The following is a 17,878-nucleotide window of genomic DNA, read 5'->3' on the forward strand; positions in this document are numbered from 1 at the left end:
ATGAGCAATGAACTATCAACAGAAGTCATCTTTGATGTTAATTATCAACCAAGTGTAATTGAAATTGTTAATGAACATCAATTAGCGAATTTGATCGATGCAACTGTTAAGCGTTTTGAAAATTTGATTTTTAAAGAAGAGGATATTGCAGATGCTAAGAAAGCAAGAGCGGAACTAAATCGAATTTTTGATTTGATAGATTCTAAACGAATAGAAGTGAAGAAGGAGTTTAGTGAACCTCTTGCTGCATTTGAAAAACAAATTAAAGCCTACAGCGATGAGATCAAACTAGCATCTAAAGGTATTGATGACCAAATCAAAGAATTTGAAGCTAAAACAAAGGAAGAACGAAAAACAATTGTTTTGGCATTCATCAAAAAACAAGCAAGTAAGGCTGAGATTGAACCTAATGAAATCAGCCTCCAAAGTAATTGGCTGAATGCTTCAAGTTTTACAGCCAAAAACAATTTAACGAAAAAAATTGAAGAAGAAATAATTTCTGAATGCACAGCAATAAAACAAGAAAAAGAAAACTATGAACAGCAAAAATCGTTGGTTGAAAGCTATGTAAAAGCTTATGGTCTTGAGTCAATGGCTTGGATCTCTTTAATTGATGAAGGACTAACTGCAGCACAGATTTTTCCAAAGATAGATCAAACTGTCAAAGAATTAAGAGAAAAAGAAGAGAAAGAAATAGAAGAGACAGAAAAACAGATCAAACAAACAGCAACGCCAGAAAGAGCTGTGGGAACACCGCAAGAAATAGACACCGATGAACCGAAGTATTCCTTTTCTCTAAATATTACAGGCACTGCTAAACAACTGTCAGTTATCAAACAAACGATTGAAAGCTTAGGTGTAGAGTACTCCGTTGAGATGAATTGATCAACGAATCAGAAGAAAAAGAAGTGATTTAATTGTTTAAACCGCTAATCGATTCATATTCTGCGATATTAAAGCATTTCAAAGGACAAGAAATTAGCGCAACAATCAACGAAGAAGTAAACATCGAACGACTTAAAACGATGTACGAAGGCTATGAAGGTGATCGAATCATTGAAATTCGCTTTATTGATCCACGTCGCTTCACAGCCCAGCAAAGAAATTTCATCTATGCGCTCATAGGCGATATCTTCATCGATACAGGCACACCAATAGATTTCTGGAAGGAATTCTTCTACTTTCGTTTTGAAGGTGTCACAGGGCGAAAAATAAGCCTCAAAGACGAATCGGATACAACTGTAAGTGACGTAAACATCCTAGCAAATATCATCTTAGATTTCATCTTTGAACATCATATTCCATTCAAAGAAGGATATGAAATTTTACCAGCGAATCAAGAATACTACTTCTACAAGTGTATTACGAAAAGAGTCTGTTGTATTTGTGGAAGAACAGGAGCTGACATTGATCACTTCGATAAAGCATTGGGTAGACGGAAACGTAAGAAAATTGATCATTCAGAGTACACGTTCGCAGCACTTTGTAGAATCCATCACACGGAAAAACATCAATTAGGTGTGGCTAATTTTAAAAATAAGTATCAAATCAAAGGGATTAAGTTAAATCAAGAAACGATCAATAAATTAAATATCGGCGGATAAGAAAAAGGTGGTATTGAATTGTCAGACAAACAAAAGAAACGTTATTACTGGCTCAAATTAAAAGAAGATTTTTTTGAAGAAGACACTATCGAATGGTTAGAAGAACAACCTAACGGTAAGGAATATTGCTTATTTTATCTAAAACTCTGTCTTAAATCTTTAAAAACAGAAGGTCTATTAGTTAGGAATGTAGGAAATTTAATGATTCCCTACGATCCTGAATCCTTGGCAAGATTAACAAGTTCAAATGCAGACACAGTGAAAGTAGCTATGGATCTATTCAATAAAATTGGGTTAATAAAAATATTAGATAGTGGAGAAATATATCTCAACCAACTAAGCGAATTAGTAGGTTCAGAAACAGAATATGCAAGACAAAAACGAGTTCAAAGAGCAAGGGAGGACAATGTCCAGAAGCTGTCTGGAAAAGGTCGCCCAGAGTTAGAGAAAGAGTTAGAGAAAGAGTTAGAGAAAGACAAAGACATAGAAAAACAAGATGCTCCTGAATTAAAACAGTATTCGATTCAAATATATTCGTATATTGAAAAAAATGGGTTTGGTAGTCCTTATGGAAATACTATGGGGGATAATATCAATTTTTGGTTAAAAGACTTGGAAGAAGCAGGCCTAACCATTGAGCAAGCAGATGCATGGATGATCCATGGTGTAAATACAGCAATAGAAAATAATAACCGTCGATGGAATTATCTAGAAGGAATCCTTAAGAATCGTTTTAATAAACGACTATTTAGTAAATCTGCCATTGAGGGAGAAGAAGAAATGCGAAAAAGTCAGCAAGTAAAATCTATAAGTCGGAGTTATCAAAAAAATGTCCGTCGTGAGAAATTACCAGAATGGGCCAATAAATCGCAAGAAGAAAAAGAACTTGATCCACAACGAAAAGCAGAAATCGAAGCACGTTTCGAAGCTTACTTGGCACAGAAAGCTCAAGAGGAGAAAGAAGATGACTGTTAACCAACTTATTGCACAACTTGAAATGATGCGTGTCGAAGAGTTAAGACGAAGTTTAGCTTATAACGATGAGTGGCTCAATGCGTTCCATACGGGACGTGAGAGCGCACTAGCACATGTACTAAAAATAATAAAGGAGGCGCAGGAAGAATGTTAGATATGCGAATAGAGGACTATCGGATCACAACTACAAGTGATTGCAAAAATATCGTTCTCTCACGTGTTGTACGTGATGAGTCTGGAAAGATCCAATATACCGAAAGTGCTAAAGGCGAGCAGGAAGAAGCGACTTCATTTGTTGGCTACTATCAAACACTGACTATGTGTTTAAGAGCCATACAGCGTGACTACGTGATGAGAGAAGGTCGTGTGATAAAAAGTATTATCGAGTATAAAAAGTTGCTTGAGCGTATCACCAGACAGTTTGAAGAGGTATGCACAATCGAAGGAGGATCGAATGAGTTTATCTAAGCAAGAAAAACGTTTATATCGAAAAAAGATGATGCAGATAATGAGAGGTCGATCCGTTGAGGATCTAACAGACGAAGAGCTTAAGAAGGTTCAGGTGATACGAGGCTTCATTGATTATGACACGATGGACGACTCACACCCTCTGCAAAAGATGAATTTTGAAACATTCACTTATGAAGATTATAAGAGACTACGAAAAACTGGTTACACTGTCAAAGCCATTAAAGAAGCACTTGGCGTTGGTGGTTCGGTTTGGGCCAAGTGGCGTGAACAAAATATTCCAGATGAAGAAAAAAATCAATATATAAAAAGAAATCAAAAAAGGAAAAGAATCGCCGTATATCACGATGGAAAAATCTTAGTTCAGGGATTATGTGAAGATATCGGTCGGGAGCTAGGCTTGAAGCCCAGCACGATATATATGTATGCGAAAAGGGAAACGACAGACGTTAAGAAGCGAACATTCAAATACTTGGAGGAAGAAAAATGAAAACCATCAAAATTGAAATGACTAGGACTGACAACATAAAAGTTGAACTTGATCCAGAATACTTTAACGAAGAATGGTTCAAAGTATTTAATAAATATTTTTATGAATATGAAACATTAGAAGAAATTGCTGAATATATCTCTTATAACATTGTTCATAATCGATCTAATTTTATTGAGGGGATCGGGATTCCTATGTTCGATGGTAAGAAGCCTTGGGTAAGAGAAGGCGAGGAAATTAATGAACACGTGAATGTCATTTACAACCAATACGATACAGAAGTTGAATATGAGACGGAGGAAGACAAATGACTGATGAAACTCTTAAAGATGAATTAGCAGAGACGCTAGAGGACCACATACTTAATATAGAAAGTGTTCATTTGCTGACTCCAGAGTCCATTAAGTATTTGTATGAATCGTTAGTTTGTGAATTAAAAGAGCTTGTCGAGGAGATTAGCAAATGAAAAAAATAATTATAATCATTGTGACTATAGGAATGGTTTTTAGTTTATCGGCATGTCGTCAAGCTACGAAAGTGTCTCATAACGTAAGCCAAGAAGCAGATAACTTCAATGTAATTCGTCGTGTCGCTGTTATGAACACATTATCTAACACGGTAGAGTTTGAGGTTATTGGAAGAATTTCGGTAAACACTAGTAATTCTGAAAAGCTTGAGATACTAGTCGAAACGGAAGAAGGAGTTTATAAAAAGCATTTAATCAACATGACGCAGTTCAATATGTACGTGATAGAAGATCTTGCAGGCGCTGAAGTGAACCAATACAAATATGAAGTCAACTATATGCCTGAGAGCATTGTACCTTTCACCATTACAGAAAATAAGTAGGAGGGACAATAAATGGATGCACCAAAAGTATTATATTCAGATGCATTAAGAGGTACTCGAAATCAACTAAAGGGTGCAAAAAGAGCATATAAAATACAACCTACGCTCGAAAACGAACGCAGAGTAAAAGCAATTCGTCGTAGATGTTCCATTTATGGTGAGTTACAGAAAGAGGACAGCAAATGAGTGATTTGGCCGAATACTGGAGAGACGTAAAACCCTATCTTAAAGAACGTCGAAAACAGCATGTTAAAAGAATGGGGGATTCAGCTACAAAAAATATTAAAGCGCTGGGATTCGAGTTTACCCATTACCCAAGCAATCACCAATTTTCAATCCATACACATAAGGGGACCATTGACTACTGGGGAACAACAGGAATGTGGATTGAACGTAAAACGAAAAAACGTGGCAAAGGGTTACGTAGTTTAAGAAAGTATCTTGATTTGGAGGACGGCAAATGAAACGAATATCAATTAGTAAAGCCATTCGTCGATTAAGAAGCTATCTATACGCATGCGCTACTGGCGAAGAGCGAAAAGGCATAGAAAAAGCTATTGCTATTTTTGAGAGTATGGAGGACAGCAAATGACACCGAAGTTTCGAGCATGGGATAAGAAAAACAAGTCAATGCATGAAGTTGAATTAATAGATTTTAGCGATAATATAGGCTATTTATCCATAGAAAACGGTAGAGGTGATTGGTACAGCTTTGAAGTCGATACCATACTCATGCAATCTACGGGACTAAAAGATAAAAAAGGTGTGGAGATCTTTGAGGGAGATATTGTAGCGGTCGAAAATCATCCATTTCAAAGAAAAGAAGATAGCGGTGCAGGAATGGAGATCGAGGGAAATTATGTAGTTGGATGGAATCATCACGATTTAACTTGGTGTGTTGGGGAACTATTATTAGCTCGGCTAAAACCCTATGTAAGGGTCATCGGAAATGAATACGAGAATCCAGAGTTATTGGAGGTAAAGTGATTGCCTAAAATATTAGATGCATGCTGCGGTAGTCGTTTGTTCTGGTTCGATAAAGATTGTAGTTTTGCAACTTATATGGATATACGAGAAGAAGAGTACGAGATTCACGGAAAGAGGATCAATGTGAAACCAGATGTTGTAGCTGATTTTAGAGACATGCCTTTTGAAAATAATGTTTACGATTTAGTTGTATTCGATCCACCACATTTGAAATGGGCTGGCCAGAATTCGATTATGAAAGGTCAATACGGACAGTTAGATAAAGAGAACTGGCCAGAAGATATAAAGCGAGGTATGTCCGAATGCATGCGAGTCTTGAAGCCTAGCGGAACATTGATTTTCAAATGGAATGAGAACCAGGTAAAGCTTAAAGATGTGTTGAAAGCAATAGAACCATACAGTCCTTTGTTTGGAAATAAAAGGAGTCAAACTCACTGGTTAGTTTTTACGAAAGAGGAACAGTGATGAATGAACAATTATCGTTCTTAAATTTTTCTACCGATCTAGAGGATTACTTAAAAAATAAAAATGTCACAGTTAGTAAAAAGTTGAGTAAATCCATTAACAGTAAAGGTTACAGAATACTCATGTACAGAGGCAAACAGTTGTGCTACATCGAATTGAAGAAATTTGATGGATTTATAGGATTATCAATACGAGAACCTAGTGACTGGCAAGGTTTATATATTCCATGCTCACCATACGATGCTGATGAAATAATCAATCAAGCTGTAAAAAAATTTATTAAGGAAATAAGTAATTCGGAAAAGGAGAAACAAAAATGAAGACAATTAAACAATTACAAAAAGAAATACATGAGAATGCTGTAAATCATGGTTGGTGGGATGAAGAAAGAGAGTTCGGAACATTGATCGCTTTATGTCATTCAGAACTATCAGAAGCACTAGAAGAATCTAGAAACGGTCACGAGTTAAACGAAACTTACATGGGCGAAAACGGAAAACTTGAAGGTGTACCATCAGAACTGGCTGATGTAGTTATCAGGATCATGGATATGTGTGAAAGATATAAAATTGATCTGCAAGAAATCATTGAACGTAAACATGAGTTTAACAAAAGCAGACCTTACAAGCACGGTGGAAAGAAATTCTAAGAAGGAGGAACAGCGATGAATGAACTAATTGAAAAACTACATGATTTATTAGATAAACAAGAAGATATCAACGTCGTTTTAGGAATTGAAAGAGCAATTGACTTAGTGAAAAGCTCAGCGCCAAATGTACCGCAGGAGCCTGTCGTGCCGGAATTTGTGGCTGAATATTTAAATTATTGCATAGGTCAGGAATGGACTCTTTCAACAGCGTTGAATGCATATGATAACAAGTTAATCGGAACAATGCATCAAGCAGCGATGTGGCTAGATGATACCATGAATCAAAATACATTTGCGCACGCTTGGCTATTTGGCTACGAGGTCGAGAAAGAGCCGTTATATACCGTCAATTTACCCTCTGAAAACGACCGCGCTTTGGCTTGGGATGAGATCAATGAAGCGTTTGTAGTTGTCACTAGATACCTTACAGAACATCGTTACGAGCTTACTGAAAAGGAAATTAAAAGATACGATGAGCGTTATTGGTCGTTTGCTGTACCTGTGGAAGAGGTAGATGAGAGATGAGCGAATTAATAAAGGAGATTGAGCGTCAGTTAGGTTACGACATGATAGAAGAAGGCAACATGACTGCACGTGATGTACTTGAGATTATCAAGAATTTTAAGCAAGCGCAGCTCAACGAGAATCAGCAAAACTTGATCATCTGGATGAAAGAAAATGAATGTGAAACGAATGATCCGCTAGAGTCGATATCAGATTTGTTTTTGAATGGCACACCAAGTAAGTATTTTCCTGATTTACCATTAAGTTGTTTGGAAGCAGCTTACCAAAGTTTAAACAATCAACAAAAAATGGAATTGGTAAGTGAGTATTTAAAACAGTATTCGGAACAGGAGGAATAGGAATGGAAAAAAATAAAAGTTTAATCATATGGAATAAAGACGGATCAACAATGAAATTTGAAAAAGTAACAAATTTTATAGAGGACTGGCAAAGGGATCAAATTTCTTTTGAATATTATGGAATAAGCACTCAAGTGAGACGTGAGGCGAAATTCTACACTAATAATATTGCTGGCTATGCGTTAGAGCAGGTGGAAGCGTGATGGCAACTAAAAAGACATATACAGCTGAAATTACATGTGATGTTTGTAAAAAGAAAGAAATTATTCATGAAGGTGAGTCACGAAGCTTTTTATCTGTTAGTTGTGCTGTTAGAGAAATAGGTTATAGAGACGAGTACGGAAATTTTCACGAAGAAAATACGAAAACATTATTAGTTAAAGATTTAGATTTATGTCCTGAATGCAGAGAGAAAGCTTATGAAAAGATAATTACTAGAATCTCTCAAATGTTTTCTCTAGACTATTATTATTCGTTTTTCAGTAATGAAGAACAGGAGGAAATCCAATGAAAGTAAATGAAGCTTTAGAGTTATTAGAAGATATGCCAGCAGAAGCAATGTTGTATTTTTGGGTAATTTCAAATGGTAAAAAGTGTTTAATGACTCCATCGAAATTCAAATTAAATCCCGATGGAGATAGAGTTGGAATTGAAAGCGAGATAGTTATTGCGATAGATGCAGAGGAGACGTAATGAAACTCAAAGACGAATTTTACACTGATGCTTATGGAATTGGTGGATTGATGATGGATCTACCAACTAAAAATCCTATTAAGCAAGCGGAATCAGAAATTAAAGTTGGCGATATGGTTCGTTGCAAAGCAGAAGAGTTCATTTATCCAATTAGAGGGTATGTAGAACGTGTGTACAATCATTCAGCAGTTATTCGTATTGAGAATACGATGGACTGTGACAAAGAACTAGCAAAGAGCAAAGCGAATATTGCAGTTGCTCGATTAGTGGATATGGAAATCTTACGATAAATACAATATATAGTATGCGAAAATACGTTCCTACAATATATTGTGGATAAAGCTGTGGATACTGTGGATAACAAAAAAACCAACCCTTTCGGTTGGCTAATTACTTTCTTCTGTAAATGATTAAAAGAACAATTATGTAGAAGATAGATGTGATTATTAAACCTATTAAATAGAAATTGAACAAGTAAATAGGATCTGATAATGAATGATATACAATTTTTAAGATAAAGAAAATCGAAGGTAAAGAAGATAGAAGAAGTATGATGTCATATTTTTTCCAATTATGGAAGAATAGGAAAACAACAATAAAAATAAAAAAAGGAATCAAAAACAAAAACATACTCAAATTTATCAAACAACTCACTCCTGTTCCCCCACGATAACGATAATAGCATTTTCCTTTTTTAGAAGAATGAAATTATAAGGATAAAACAGGAAAATATTTCAAATAAAACTTTGAGAAGATTTGTAAACAGAAAAAAGCCGGATTCCTCCGACTTTAATTAATAATTCTGACACAATTATTATATCATAAATGGAGGAATCAATGGATGGTACTTTTCGATGTAAAGAAGTATGAGACACCAGAGGCAAAAGATGTGGATATGGATCGCACAAAACATAATGTTGGCGTTTTTCTTTCAGCATATCTGTCAGCTAGATGTAGGATAGGTCAACCTCGGGAGCCTAAAGTAACAGCATCTTACTCCTTGGTTCCACCTTCTACAGCCAATAATACATTTGAAGCAGAACGAATGATGATTGAGAAAGAGGAAGCACAAGAAGAATTTGAGTACTTGCACAAATTATTTATTCGTGGCTATTCAGCAATTCAGCATCCACATAAACCTGATGTAACGGAAAGACGGAAAAAAATATTCTATGATCGCTATATCAACGGTATGTCTATTTATGTAACTGCTCAAAGAAATAATACGAGCGAGGAATCTGTAAAAGCAGAATCAAACAAAATCATCATTCAATTTGCTTCTTCCTTAGAACTGGTTGCTTTTAAGTAGCCAGTTTTTACACTTTTTATACCCATTTACTACCCAAATGCTTTCCTTTTTATACCTTTTTTATACCAATCAACTACCTAGAAAATGATTTATTATGATAGTGTCGAAAGATTAGGAAACAGGACATCGACAAAAACAATTTGAAGGGAGGAAATCTCCCTCATCGTTGTAATTAAGCTTCGATAGACAGCAACAAATAAACTAAAGGATGTGGGGTTCAGCTCCTACAGATAGTTCATATGTTGCTGTCTATTCTTATTGTGTCGCTGTGGCGGAAGTAGGAGACGCAACGGTCAATGGTGAATAACCTCGTGAGAACCTAGTAATTTCTCGTGTGTGAAATCCCACTCCAGTGACTTTGGGAGGACTTATTTAACACCGGTCAGTGTAATAAGTATCTGACCCATAACAATAGCAACTGAGGCTGTGGTAGGGAAGAGAAGCGGTTGTCAGGCTTGTGTCAGGTTGTTGGATTTGTTTATATCTACAATATGAATATGCTTTACTAATTATCATAAATTGTTTATCCTGTATGAAAAATGTTCTCAGAGGTGAAACGATTTATGTTAGAAACTAGTGAATTGAAAAAAGATGGCATCTACATGGCTAAAGTAGTCGGAGAAAAAGAACTCTATAAAATCAAAATTCGTAATATTTTAGAAAGAACAGCAGTCGTCGAGTTAGTGGACGACAGCAATAAGGTAGCTGTAGTTAAGTTAAAAGATATTAGAGAAGCTGTCCTATAAAGGATAGCTTTTTGTTTTGAGAAAAAAATTTGCCGGTATCAAATCTGGCAGATTGTAGGGCCTATTTATTTATAATTCGAGTTTTGCAACAAAAGCTACAAAATAAAAATTCGTCTGAGGGTCTTTTTAAGCTAATAGAGAGAAGAGCATCATTATGTTCTGTATGATACCCGATAGCAGTGATTTCATCTTTTTGTTTAATACGATGGCAAGTGCATTCGTGAATGACGAATCGATTATTCGATATTTTTAACTTTTTCTTTTTGATCACATAGTAAGGCATTTTACTTACCTCTCTTTTTTACTCTATTATACAGCGAAAGGATAAAAAGTCATGAAAAAGTTAAATCAGATGAATGATTAGAAGGGACAAGGTAAAGACTCGTAAGCAATACAATCTACATTTTTTACAACGTTTGATCAAAGTGTGTTGTCTAGGGAGAACTGTTTACACAAGTCTGCCACTTAGAATGTATGAGATAAACTTGGATGTTACAGAGTCTTGCTACCAATATCTTAGGAGGGAATTATGAAAACGAGGCAAATAATTTGGAGAAAGATTACACGCTAATCCAAGATGCGTCAGAGGCTAATAATCAAATTATATCAAAAAAGCCTATACTAGTTTCCGCTAGTATAGGCAAATGACTATAGTAAAAAACAGTTTACAAAAAACGAGCATTAATGTCTAGTGAAATCATTATTGCCCATTTATAAGAAAATCAAACACACTTCTCTGTGTAGTTACATAAGATCGCTCGTTGAGAGGTCTTTTTTATTTTGTCTTAAGGAGGAATGAACTCATGAAACAATACACTGCTAAAGATTTTGAGGAAATGAAACGATTAAAGAAGGACTTTGAAGAAGTTGGTCAAGGTCAAGTATTTACGATTGGAACTATTCAACGTAGATTACGTTTTGGACAGGAACGAGCTACTGCTCTTTACAATGATTTGATCTCAGATAGAGAGAAGGCCACGTGATGAGAAACTACTGGTACGTATCACTATCTAATAGATATCCACTGCCGAATGAAGGTGATCTAGTTAGAGTCGTCCAATCAGTCCAGATTAAAAAGAAGTATTCCATCATTGAGATGACCAGAGAAGCTAAACCGAAAGAAATTGATAAGTGCAAACTTGTTTATTGTGGTCATGGTTATTGGAAAGATGATTATATCCAACAAAATATAGGGAGGTATTTATCATGAAGAATTTTAATGAAGCAGTTTTAAAAATCAATGTAAGCAAAGAGCTATCAAAAGCTTATAAGAAAGCATTGGAAATTGAGAACGGACGTAAGTGGGTAGAAAATTCAGTGACTATAAATGGAGAAACTACTACTAATGTAAAACCAGTTTGGGGTGGCTGTTATGCGAATGTAGATATCACAGAAAGCAAAGAAGAAGGTAAAGCGGAATTGATCCTCACTTTAGTATCAAGGACTCTGCCGAATTTAAAAGAGGCTGTCAAAAGCTATGAGCGAGATGGATTCGAAGTTATTCAGACTAATTACTAATTTTCAAACCACATGAATTTGGAAATAGTCATTAAGAAAAAGGCTTTTAGAAAGAAGGTGAGATTGCATGACAAAAAATGACAAATACAAACCTACTCCAGCTGAGAAAAAACTATTAGAAGTCTTATTAAATGCTGAAAATGTTGGCAAGTCTGTTCAAGAGTTATGTAATCTCGCTGGTGTAAGTAGAAATAAGTATTATGATGCGATGAAGAAACAAGAATTTGTTGATTTGGTAAATAAGACGACAATGGATCTTATTAAGGGAAAGGCTGCTAATGTCTTGAATGCGGCATATAACTTCGCGCTTACTGAAAAAGGTCACCAAGACAGAAAAATGATTCTTACAATAGCTGGTATCTATGCTGAGAAACAAGAAACTAAGATTACTGGTGATATGAAAGTCAGCAATCCATTTGCTAATCTTTCCGAAGAAGAATTGCGGAAGTTGGCGAGTCGTGATGGATAAAATTGCTTTAGGCGCCAAACTTGAGTTAGCAAAACGATATTTCTTTGATTATTGCCACTTGATTATGCCATCGTTTTATAAGCTAGACAGAGATTACCTTGTTTCTATATGCGGAGAGTTTCAGTCATTCCTTAATGACAATGAACACGATGTGCTTGTGCTTAATATGCCACCTAGACACGGTAAGTCCTTAACACTTGGACGGTTTGTTGAATGGGTATTAGGGAATGATCATAGCAAGAAAATCATGACCGGCTCATATAACGAAACACTATCAACAGTGTTTTCCAAGAATGTGAGAAATACAATTCAAGAAGTAAAAGCCGATAAAGATATGATAGTCTACTCCGATATTTTTGATGCGAGAATCAAATATGGTGATGGAGCTATGAATCTTTGGAGTTTGGAAGATGGATACAATAACTATTTGGCTACATCACCCACAGGTACGGCTACTGGTTTTGGTGCAGATATCATCATCATTGATGACGTTATCAAGAATGCGGATGAAGCTAACAATACTGCGATTTTGGATAAGCACTGGGAATGGTTTGTAAACACCATGCTATCCCGTCTTGAGAGCCAAGGAAAGATCATTATCAACATGACTAGATGGCATAGCAATGATTTGGCAGGTAGAGCGTTAAAGGAATTGCCACTTAGCGGGTATAAAGTTAAGCATATTAACTTTCAAGCATATGATGAAAAAAACGATCGGATGCTTTGCGAAGATGTCCTTTCTTATGAGGATTACCTGCGTAAAGCTAAAACAATGGGTGCCGATATCGCTAGCGCCAACTACCAACAAGAGCCTATCGATATTAAAGGGAGATTGTACGGTGAGTTCAAGACTTATAGCAATAGATCCGCCTATAAGAAGATTTGGCATTATTGCGATACTGCCGATACTGGTAAGGACTACCTTTGTTCGATCGTTTGGGGAGAAACGCTAGATGGCTATCAGGACGTTTTAGACGTCATCTATACTCAACAGCCAATGGAATACACAGAGAGTGCAGTTGCAAATCAGTTGATTAACTTCAAAGTGAATACATCACGTATCGAGCGCAACAACGGCGGTCGGTCTTTTGCTCGTTCTGTAAGAGAGAAAGTAAAAGGAAAATGTGCAACTGCTATTTCCGACTTCTTTCAAAGCACCAATAAAGAAGCGAGAATCTATTCCAATAGTCACTGGATTGAACAATATGTACGAATGCCTAGTGACTGGAGAACAAGATTTCCTGATTACTATAAGGCGATGACTACTTATCAGAAAGAAGGAAAGAACAAACATGATGATGCTCCAGATGCAACAACAGGCATCGCCGAAACAATGAACACGAACACAACAGAAAAAATAGATGTCATGAAGACAATCGACACATTTAGAAAACTAGGATTGTAGAGGTGATAAAGTGGAACAGAATATTCAGCTTTTAAGTGGCAAACGATTTGATGATGAAGCGAACCATGTGTATAAAGTGCCGGTTAATCAATTACCGAAAAGAGAGATGCTGAATCAGCGTACTGGCGAAGTCGAACAGGTAATCGACTTTGAACATGAAGACGTTTGGAAGATGATTGTTGAGTTCATCAAACACCATCGAGCCAAGCAAGTACCAAGGTTGCAGGAACTGAAACGCTATATGTTAGGAGACAACAACATCAATTATCGTCCGAACAAACCAGAAGGTAGATCGGACAATCGCATAGCAAGTGGCTTTGCAGATTTTATCGTCTCATTTAAGTTAGGTGTATTGCTAGGGAACCCATTGAAATACAGTGGGGATCAGGTGATTGCAGAAAAAATCAACACATTTGCTAGTCAATCGAATGAAGACTACCACAATCAGTTGGTGGGTCGAGATATGATTGGATTAGGTAGAGCGTATGAATGGATTGGGCGTGATGAGTACGGTAAGGAAACACTAGCTAAGTTTGACGCAGAACAAACGTTCGTAATCTACGACAACACCAAAGATCGCAACTCATTATGCGCTGTCCATTACTACAAAGAACAGTTTCTAGAAAATTCATGGACGCGAATAGAACTATATTCAAACAGTGGGTTCAATTATTATCTGATCGCCAAAGATGATGACTTAGAAAATGCCACTATTGAAGATGGCGGAATTACTGAGAGTTACTTTGATTCGGTTCAGGTTAATGAATGGATCAACAACGAAGAACGTTTGAGCGATTTTGAGCGTGTACTTGATTCCATAGATGCCTATGATCTTTCTCGCTCTGAGATGGCCAACTTCCAACAAGATTCATCAGAAGCTTACTTGGTGATTAAAGGAAACCCTGATACTGCAGATGATGAACAAGGTGAGAACAGCAAGTTAGAAGTATTCCAAGCTATGATGCGAGCGAGAATGCTTGTTTTAGGCGATAAGAAGATATATGACGGTAATGTAGCAGGCGCTGAACCTGATGCGTATTATCTAAAGAAAGAGTATGACGTTGCCGGAATGGAAGCTAACGATAGTCGTACGGTTGCAGATATCCTTCGCTTCACATCTCTTATTGACTTTACAGACGAGAACATAGGGTCCAACCAGTCAGGCATCGGATTCCGTTTCAAGGGTTGGGGGTCAGACAACGATCGCAAGAATAAAGAGCGTATGGTCAAGAAAGCTATTATGCGCCGTCTACGATTGCTCACTCACTCATGGAGCATCAAAGATGAATTGAATAAACCTCAAGGCTTGATTGATACAGTCAAAGCCTTTTTTGTTTCCGATGAACAGCAACAAGAGCAACTATACAATAAAGTAAACGAAATCCAAATTCAATTTACACCGAATGTTCCGCAATCAGATGAAGAAATCATGAAAGTCATTGCAGGAATGGTTGGCATCGTATCAGATCAAACGTTGTGCGAAATGGCTGAGCGCTTGACTGGTGTTCCGTTTGAAGAAGAACTGAAACGATTGAAGGAACAAGCTGGTTCTGGTGTATTTGATAGTGATAAAGAAACTGATACGGAGGTTGAAGAAGATGAATCTCAAAGAACAGATGATGAATGAGTACCAAAAAAAAGATATTGAAAGGCTAAAAGAGGCTATCGCTGCAACGATGAAAATGGGGAAAACTGAGATGCATTATAGAGCAGATCAAATCAATGATGAGATACGAAAAGAATTTCAAGAGGGTGGTTTTACTGTTGAAGACTATTCTGATGTACATTCAGAAAAAACGGGATTAAAGCTAGTTAGATTTGCATGGTAAGGAGTGATTAAGTGAAATCACAAGATTACTTCATCAAACGTGAGAAAGCTTGGCAACAGCAACAGATTAAAGATGATAAGAAACGCATGAACGAAATCAAGAAGCGCCTGCAATATGCTCAGGATGCGATACAAAAAGAGATAGACGCGCAGTGGGACAGTTTTTCCAACGGGCAGAAAATCACTCGTAGCGAAGCAATGAAGCGTGCTAACGAAATGGATGTAAAAGCATTTGCTCGCAAGGCTAAGAAGTATGTTAAAGAAAAAGACTTCTCTCCGACAGCAAATAAGGAATTAAAGCTATACAATCTTACGATGCGTGTTAATCGATTGGAATTGCTAAAAGCGAATATCGGACTTGAACTGATTGCTATGTTCAACGATATGGATAAGTATTTCTCAGGAGAGCTTACTAGCGCTGGTTTGAAAGAGTTGCAACGTCAAGCAGGAATCTTAGAAATGACGATCGCTAAAAGCGGTTATGCCAAGCTAGTAGAGCAAGTAATCAATAGTTCGTTTCGAGCGGATGGCTTCGCAACGTTTAGCGAACGGCTTTGGATGTACCAAGCAGAGCTGAAAGCTGATTTGGATAAGTTGTTGGTACGTAGTGTGACTTTAGGACGTAATCCTAAACAGTTGGCACCTGAACTAAAGAGATTCCTTACTGAAAAAGGCAGAGAGAATACTCGTTTCAATACTGAGCGTTTGATGGTCACAGAAACGACTAGGGTTCAGATTGGTATCCAAGAGCGAAGCTATCGGGATGCTGATATTACGAAGTACACATTCATTTCTGAACCTACTGCTTGTAAAATATGTTTGCCACTGAACGGAAAAGTATTTGATGTTGATAAAATGGAACCTGGAACAAATGCTGCTCCGATGCATCCATTTTGTAGATGCAGTACAGCACCTTACGTTGATCGTATTGCTTTTGAGAAGATGTTAAAAGAAAGAGGGTTATAAAATGTCTGAACAACTGTTTGTATGCAATAAATGTGGCAATTACACACCGCTAGTACAAAAAAGTGACAGATTACCAGACAATGTAGAGCATCATTACGCTGAATGTCAATCATGTGGGTATCGGTCAACTTTCTTTTATACAAATCCTAAAATCAAAGCTTTGTTGAATAAACAAAAGAACACCCCATTTCTTACGAAGAAGAAAGAACGATTAACCAAGGAAATCAAAAAGCATATGGATGAATTAAGAAATAAAATTGAATCAGAATAAGTATGTGAAAATATTTAAAGCGAAGCCTTAGTCTATTGGGGAAAGGCTTCTTTATTATCGGGGGCTTTGGTAGGTGACAGGCGGCACCTAGGTTCGAATCCTAGCATTCTCGCCCATGTACACCAGAGATAACCGCCTAATTTTAAGCATATAAATTTAGATCGAATAAAGCCTTAGCTTATTAACTAAAGGCTTTTTATTTTTGTCTAAGCATTGAAGACGTTAAAAGCTATGGAAGTGCAAGCATTTATCCACGTTAAAAGATATGGAAGGAGAAGCAAACATGAAGAGTAAATACTTTTTACCAATGAACTTACAATTCTTTGCAGAAGACGACACAACTGATGTAACTCCGGATAATACATCAGATACAACTGTGGATGGCGAAGAAAAAGGCGGTTCAGACCCAATAGAAGCTGACAAAAAATACACTGATGCTGAAGTTGACAAAATCATTGCAGCGAAATTCGCTAAATGGGAAGCAAAGCAACAACAGGAAAAAGACGAAGCTGCAAAACTTGCCGAAATGGACGACAAGGAAAAAGCGGATTACGAGAAGCAACAACTTGAAGCAAAGTTGGCTGAGTACGAACGTAAAGAAGTGCTATCCAAGATGTCGGAACAAGCAAGTGAAATGCTGTCTGAAAAAGGTGCTAAGCCTACAAAGGAGATGCTTCGACTGATTGTCTCAGAAGATGCTGAAACTACGTCAAGCAACGTGAAGACGTATTTAGCTTCTGTTGAAGCGGAACGTGAAGCCATCAAAGCGGAATACGAGCGCAAACTAGGTGGTCGAGTACCTTTAGATGGTGGAACCGGCGGATCGGTACAAGGTGAATACGGCAAGCAATTGGCGAAAAAAGCGACAGTGGAAACGCCAAAGCAAACTTATTTTAAAAATTAGGAGGAACTAACAAATGGAAAAACGAGTTTTTGGTTCAAAAAATCAAATTTTAGCTGATGTAAGTAATTATAAGAGTTTATCAGTAGTAGTTGGAGCAACAGGGGTCACAGCAACAAACGGACAGGGTAAGAAATATATCCCAGCTGGTACGCCAGTCGGTGGTGGTGATCCTTTCACCAACGAGCAAGCAGTTGTGACTGTAACGAACACCGCAGAAGTAGCTGAAGGCACAAAAGGTGTATTAATGCATGACGTTGTATTCGATACAGGTGCTACGACTGCTAATGGTACATTACTATACTTCGGTACAGTCAATGAATTTCGTTTAGAAGATACTTTAACAATTGTAGATGAAGCGAAAGAAGCGTTAGACGGCAAAGTTTACTTTGTTAAACGCAATAAATAAGGGGGAAACGAAG

General features: G+C 37.0%; 35 protein-coding genes. All 35 read left to right on the forward strand.

All coding sequences use genetic code 11. The features are described from left to right. Positions 1-885 (forward strand): DUF1351 domain-containing protein, encoded by an 885-nt coding sequence (locus IGJ00_RS05965; RefSeq protein ID WP_438844174.1) that lies wholly within the window; start codon positions 1-3, stop codon positions 883-885. A 32-nt stretch (positions 886-917) separates the two neighbouring features. Further along, a complete protein-coding gene (locus IGJ00_RS05970; protein ID WP_086334522.1) occupies positions 918-1,604 on the forward strand; it encodes a putative HNHc nuclease in 687 nt (228 codons plus the stop codon). An 18-nt stretch (positions 1,605-1,622) separates the two neighbouring features. Further along, positions 1,623-2,579, forward strand: a complete 957-nt coding sequence (locus IGJ00_RS05975) for a phage replisome organizer N-terminal domain-containing protein (RefSeq protein WP_438844175.1) — start codon at positions 1,623-1,625, stop codon at positions 2,577-2,579. After that, a complete protein-coding gene (locus IGJ00_RS05980) occupies positions 2,569-2,733 on the forward strand; it encodes a hypothetical protein (RefSeq protein WP_438844176.1) in 165 nt (54 codons plus the stop codon). Before IGJ00_RS05975 ends, IGJ00_RS05980 begins: the two co-directional genes overlap by 11 nt. Continuing rightward, complete coding sequence (locus tag IGJ00_RS05985) at positions 2,727-3,047, forward strand: hypothetical protein (RefSeq protein WP_438844177.1); 321 nt, start codon at positions 2,727-2,729, stop codon at positions 3,045-3,047. The genes IGJ00_RS05980 and IGJ00_RS05985 overlap by 7 nt, the downstream gene beginning before the upstream one ends. Further along, positions 3,034-3,537, forward strand: coding sequence for a hypothetical protein (locus IGJ00_RS05990; protein WP_176285272.1), 504 nt, complete (start codon positions 3,034-3,036; stop codon positions 3,535-3,537). The genes IGJ00_RS05985 and IGJ00_RS05990 overlap by 14 nt, the downstream gene beginning before the upstream one ends. After that, positions 3,534-3,848 carry a hypothetical protein gene (locus tag IGJ00_RS05995; RefSeq protein ID WP_438844178.1) on the forward strand — a complete coding sequence of 105 codons (315 nt, stop codon included), beginning with the start codon at positions 3,534-3,536 and terminating at the stop codon, positions 3,846-3,848. The genes IGJ00_RS05990 and IGJ00_RS05995 overlap by 4 nt, the downstream gene beginning before the upstream one ends. Beyond that, positions 3,845-4,003 carry a hypothetical protein gene (locus IGJ00_RS06000; RefSeq protein ID WP_438844179.1) on the forward strand — a complete coding sequence of 53 codons (159 nt, stop codon included), beginning with the start codon at positions 3,845-3,847 and terminating at the stop codon, positions 4,001-4,003. Before IGJ00_RS05995 ends, IGJ00_RS06000 begins: the two co-directional genes overlap by 4 nt. Then, positions 4,000-4,386, forward strand: coding sequence for a hypothetical protein (locus IGJ00_RS06005; RefSeq protein ID WP_438844180.1), 387 nt, complete (start codon positions 4,000-4,002; stop codon positions 4,384-4,386). Before IGJ00_RS06000 ends, IGJ00_RS06005 begins: the two co-directional genes overlap by 4 nt. Positions 4,387-4,398: 12 nt before the next feature. Next, positions 4,399-4,572 (forward strand): hypothetical protein, encoded by a 174-nt coding sequence (locus tag IGJ00_RS06010; RefSeq protein WP_438844181.1) that lies wholly within the window; start codon positions 4,399-4,401, stop codon positions 4,570-4,572. Next, positions 4,569-4,850 (forward strand): hypothetical protein, encoded by a 282-nt coding sequence (locus IGJ00_RS06015; RefSeq protein ID WP_438844182.1) that lies wholly within the window; start codon positions 4,569-4,571, stop codon positions 4,848-4,850. Before IGJ00_RS06010 ends, IGJ00_RS06015 begins: the two co-directional genes overlap by 4 nt. Beyond that, entirely contained in the window at positions 4,847-4,978 is a 132-nt protein-coding gene (locus tag IGJ00_RS06020; protein WP_438844183.1) for a hypothetical protein, read from the forward strand. The genes IGJ00_RS06015 and IGJ00_RS06020 overlap by 4 nt, the downstream gene beginning before the upstream one ends. Further along, entirely contained in the window at positions 4,975-5,373 is a 399-nt protein-coding gene (locus tag IGJ00_RS06025) for a YopX family protein (protein WP_438844184.1), read from the forward strand. The genes IGJ00_RS06020 and IGJ00_RS06025 overlap by 4 nt, the downstream gene beginning before the upstream one ends. Further along, complete coding sequence (locus IGJ00_RS06030) at positions 5,374-5,838, forward strand: SAM-dependent methyltransferase (RefSeq protein ID WP_438844185.1); 465 nt, start codon at positions 5,374-5,376, stop codon at positions 5,836-5,838. Next, positions 5,838-6,158, forward strand: coding sequence for a hypothetical protein (locus IGJ00_RS06035; protein WP_438844186.1), 321 nt, complete (start codon positions 5,838-5,840; stop codon positions 6,156-6,158). The genes IGJ00_RS06030 and IGJ00_RS06035 overlap by 1 nt, the downstream gene beginning before the upstream one ends. Next, a complete protein-coding gene (locus IGJ00_RS06040; protein WP_438844187.1) occupies positions 6,155-6,487 on the forward strand; it encodes a hypothetical protein in 333 nt (110 codons plus the stop codon). Before IGJ00_RS06035 ends, IGJ00_RS06040 begins: the two co-directional genes overlap by 4 nt. Before the next feature lie 15 nt (positions 6,488-6,502). After that, positions 6,503-7,012: a DUF1642 domain-containing protein gene (locus IGJ00_RS06045; protein WP_438844188.1), complete on the forward strand. Its 510-nt coding sequence runs from the start codon at positions 6,503-6,505 to the stop codon at positions 7,010-7,012. Beyond that, on the forward strand, positions 7,009-7,350 hold the full coding sequence (locus tag IGJ00_RS06050; protein WP_074799454.1) for a hypothetical protein: 342 nt from the start codon (positions 7,009-7,011) through the stop codon (positions 7,348-7,350). The genes IGJ00_RS06045 and IGJ00_RS06050 overlap by 4 nt, the downstream gene beginning before the upstream one ends. A 2-nt stretch (positions 7,351-7,352) precedes the next feature. Then, positions 7,353-7,553 carry a hypothetical protein gene (locus IGJ00_RS06055; protein WP_074799455.1) on the forward strand — a complete coding sequence of 67 codons (201 nt, stop codon included), beginning with the start codon at positions 7,353-7,355 and terminating at the stop codon, positions 7,551-7,553. Then, positions 7,553-7,861, forward strand: a complete 309-nt coding sequence (locus IGJ00_RS06060) for a hypothetical protein (RefSeq protein WP_074799456.1) — start codon at positions 7,553-7,555, stop codon at positions 7,859-7,861. The genes IGJ00_RS06055 and IGJ00_RS06060 overlap by 1 nt, the downstream gene beginning before the upstream one ends. After that, a complete protein-coding gene (locus IGJ00_RS06065; RefSeq protein ID WP_077152166.1) occupies positions 7,858-8,043 on the forward strand; it encodes a hypothetical protein in 186 nt (61 codons plus the stop codon). The genes IGJ00_RS06060 and IGJ00_RS06065 overlap by 4 nt, the downstream gene beginning before the upstream one ends. After that, the gene (locus IGJ00_RS06070) at positions 8,043-8,333 is read left to right on the forward strand and encodes a hypothetical protein (protein ID WP_074799458.1); all 291 of its coding nucleotides are present in this window, start codon (positions 8,043-8,045) and stop codon (positions 8,331-8,333) included. Before IGJ00_RS06065 ends, IGJ00_RS06070 begins: the two co-directional genes overlap by 1 nt. A gap of 551 nt (positions 8,334-8,884) precedes the next feature. Further along, a complete protein-coding gene (locus IGJ00_RS06075; protein ID WP_002343586.1) occupies positions 8,885-9,352 on the forward strand; it encodes an ArpU family phage packaging/lysis transcriptional regulator in 468 nt (155 codons plus the stop codon). Between the two features lie 563 nt (positions 9,353-9,915). Continuing rightward, positions 9,916-10,098: a hypothetical protein gene (locus IGJ00_RS06080; protein WP_023520218.1), complete on the forward strand. Its 183-nt coding sequence runs from the start codon at positions 9,916-9,918 to the stop codon at positions 10,096-10,098. 803 nt (positions 10,099-10,901) lie between these two features. Beyond that, positions 10,902-11,081, forward strand: coding sequence for a hypothetical protein (locus IGJ00_RS06085; protein WP_438844189.1), 180 nt, complete (start codon positions 10,902-10,904; stop codon positions 11,079-11,081). Further along, positions 11,081-11,308 (forward strand): hypothetical protein, encoded by a 228-nt coding sequence (locus tag IGJ00_RS06090; RefSeq protein ID WP_438844190.1) that lies wholly within the window; start codon positions 11,081-11,083, stop codon positions 11,306-11,308. Before IGJ00_RS06085 ends, IGJ00_RS06090 begins: the two co-directional genes overlap by 1 nt. After that, a complete protein-coding gene (locus tag IGJ00_RS06095) occupies positions 11,305-11,616 on the forward strand; it encodes a hypothetical protein (RefSeq protein ID WP_438844191.1) in 312 nt (103 codons plus the stop codon). Before IGJ00_RS06090 ends, IGJ00_RS06095 begins: the two co-directional genes overlap by 4 nt. A gap of 67 nt (positions 11,617-11,683) precedes the next feature. After that, positions 11,684-12,085, forward strand: a complete 402-nt coding sequence (locus IGJ00_RS06100) for a phBC6A51 family helix-turn-helix protein (protein ID WP_086334541.1) — start codon at positions 11,684-11,686, stop codon at positions 12,083-12,085. Next, positions 12,078-13,490 (forward strand): phage terminase large subunit, encoded by a 1,413-nt coding sequence (gene terL, locus IGJ00_RS06105; RefSeq protein ID WP_438844192.1) that lies wholly within the window; start codon positions 12,078-12,080, stop codon positions 13,488-13,490. Before IGJ00_RS06100 ends, terL begins: the two co-directional genes overlap by 8 nt. 10 nt (positions 13,491-13,500) lie before the next feature. Beyond that, positions 13,501-15,117 carry a phage portal protein gene (locus IGJ00_RS06110; RefSeq protein ID WP_438844193.1) on the forward strand — a complete coding sequence of 539 codons (1,617 nt, stop codon included), beginning with the start codon at positions 13,501-13,503 and terminating at the stop codon, positions 15,115-15,117. Then, positions 15,089-15,319, forward strand: coding sequence for a hypothetical protein (locus IGJ00_RS06115; protein ID WP_438844194.1), 231 nt, complete (start codon positions 15,089-15,091; stop codon positions 15,317-15,319). Before IGJ00_RS06110 ends, IGJ00_RS06115 begins: the two co-directional genes overlap by 29 nt. An 11-nt stretch (positions 15,320-15,330) precedes the next feature. Next, positions 15,331-16,284, forward strand: a complete 954-nt coding sequence (locus IGJ00_RS06120) for a minor capsid protein (RefSeq protein WP_438844195.1) — start codon at positions 15,331-15,333, stop codon at positions 16,282-16,284. Between the two features lies 1 nt (position 16,285). After that, entirely contained in the window at positions 16,286-16,555 is a 270-nt protein-coding gene (locus tag IGJ00_RS06125) for a hypothetical protein (protein WP_104871624.1), read from the forward strand. A gap of 283 nt (positions 16,556-16,838) precedes the next feature. Then, on the forward strand, positions 16,839-17,459 hold the full coding sequence (locus IGJ00_RS06130; RefSeq protein WP_347082062.1) for a DUF4355 domain-containing protein: 621 nt from the start codon (positions 16,839-16,841) through the stop codon (positions 17,457-17,459). A gap of 13 nt (positions 17,460-17,472) precedes the next feature. Then, positions 17,473-17,865 carry a hypothetical protein gene (locus IGJ00_RS06135; RefSeq protein WP_206855029.1) on the forward strand — a complete coding sequence of 131 codons (393 nt, stop codon included), beginning with the start codon at positions 17,473-17,475 and terminating at the stop codon, positions 17,863-17,865. Positions 17,866-17,878 lie beyond the last annotated feature (13 nt).

The organism is Enterococcus sp. AZ062 (assembly GCF_051715065.1).
GTDB classification, from domain to species: Bacteria; Bacillota; Bacilli; order Lactobacillales; family Enterococcaceae; genus Enterococcus_B; species Enterococcus_B mundtii.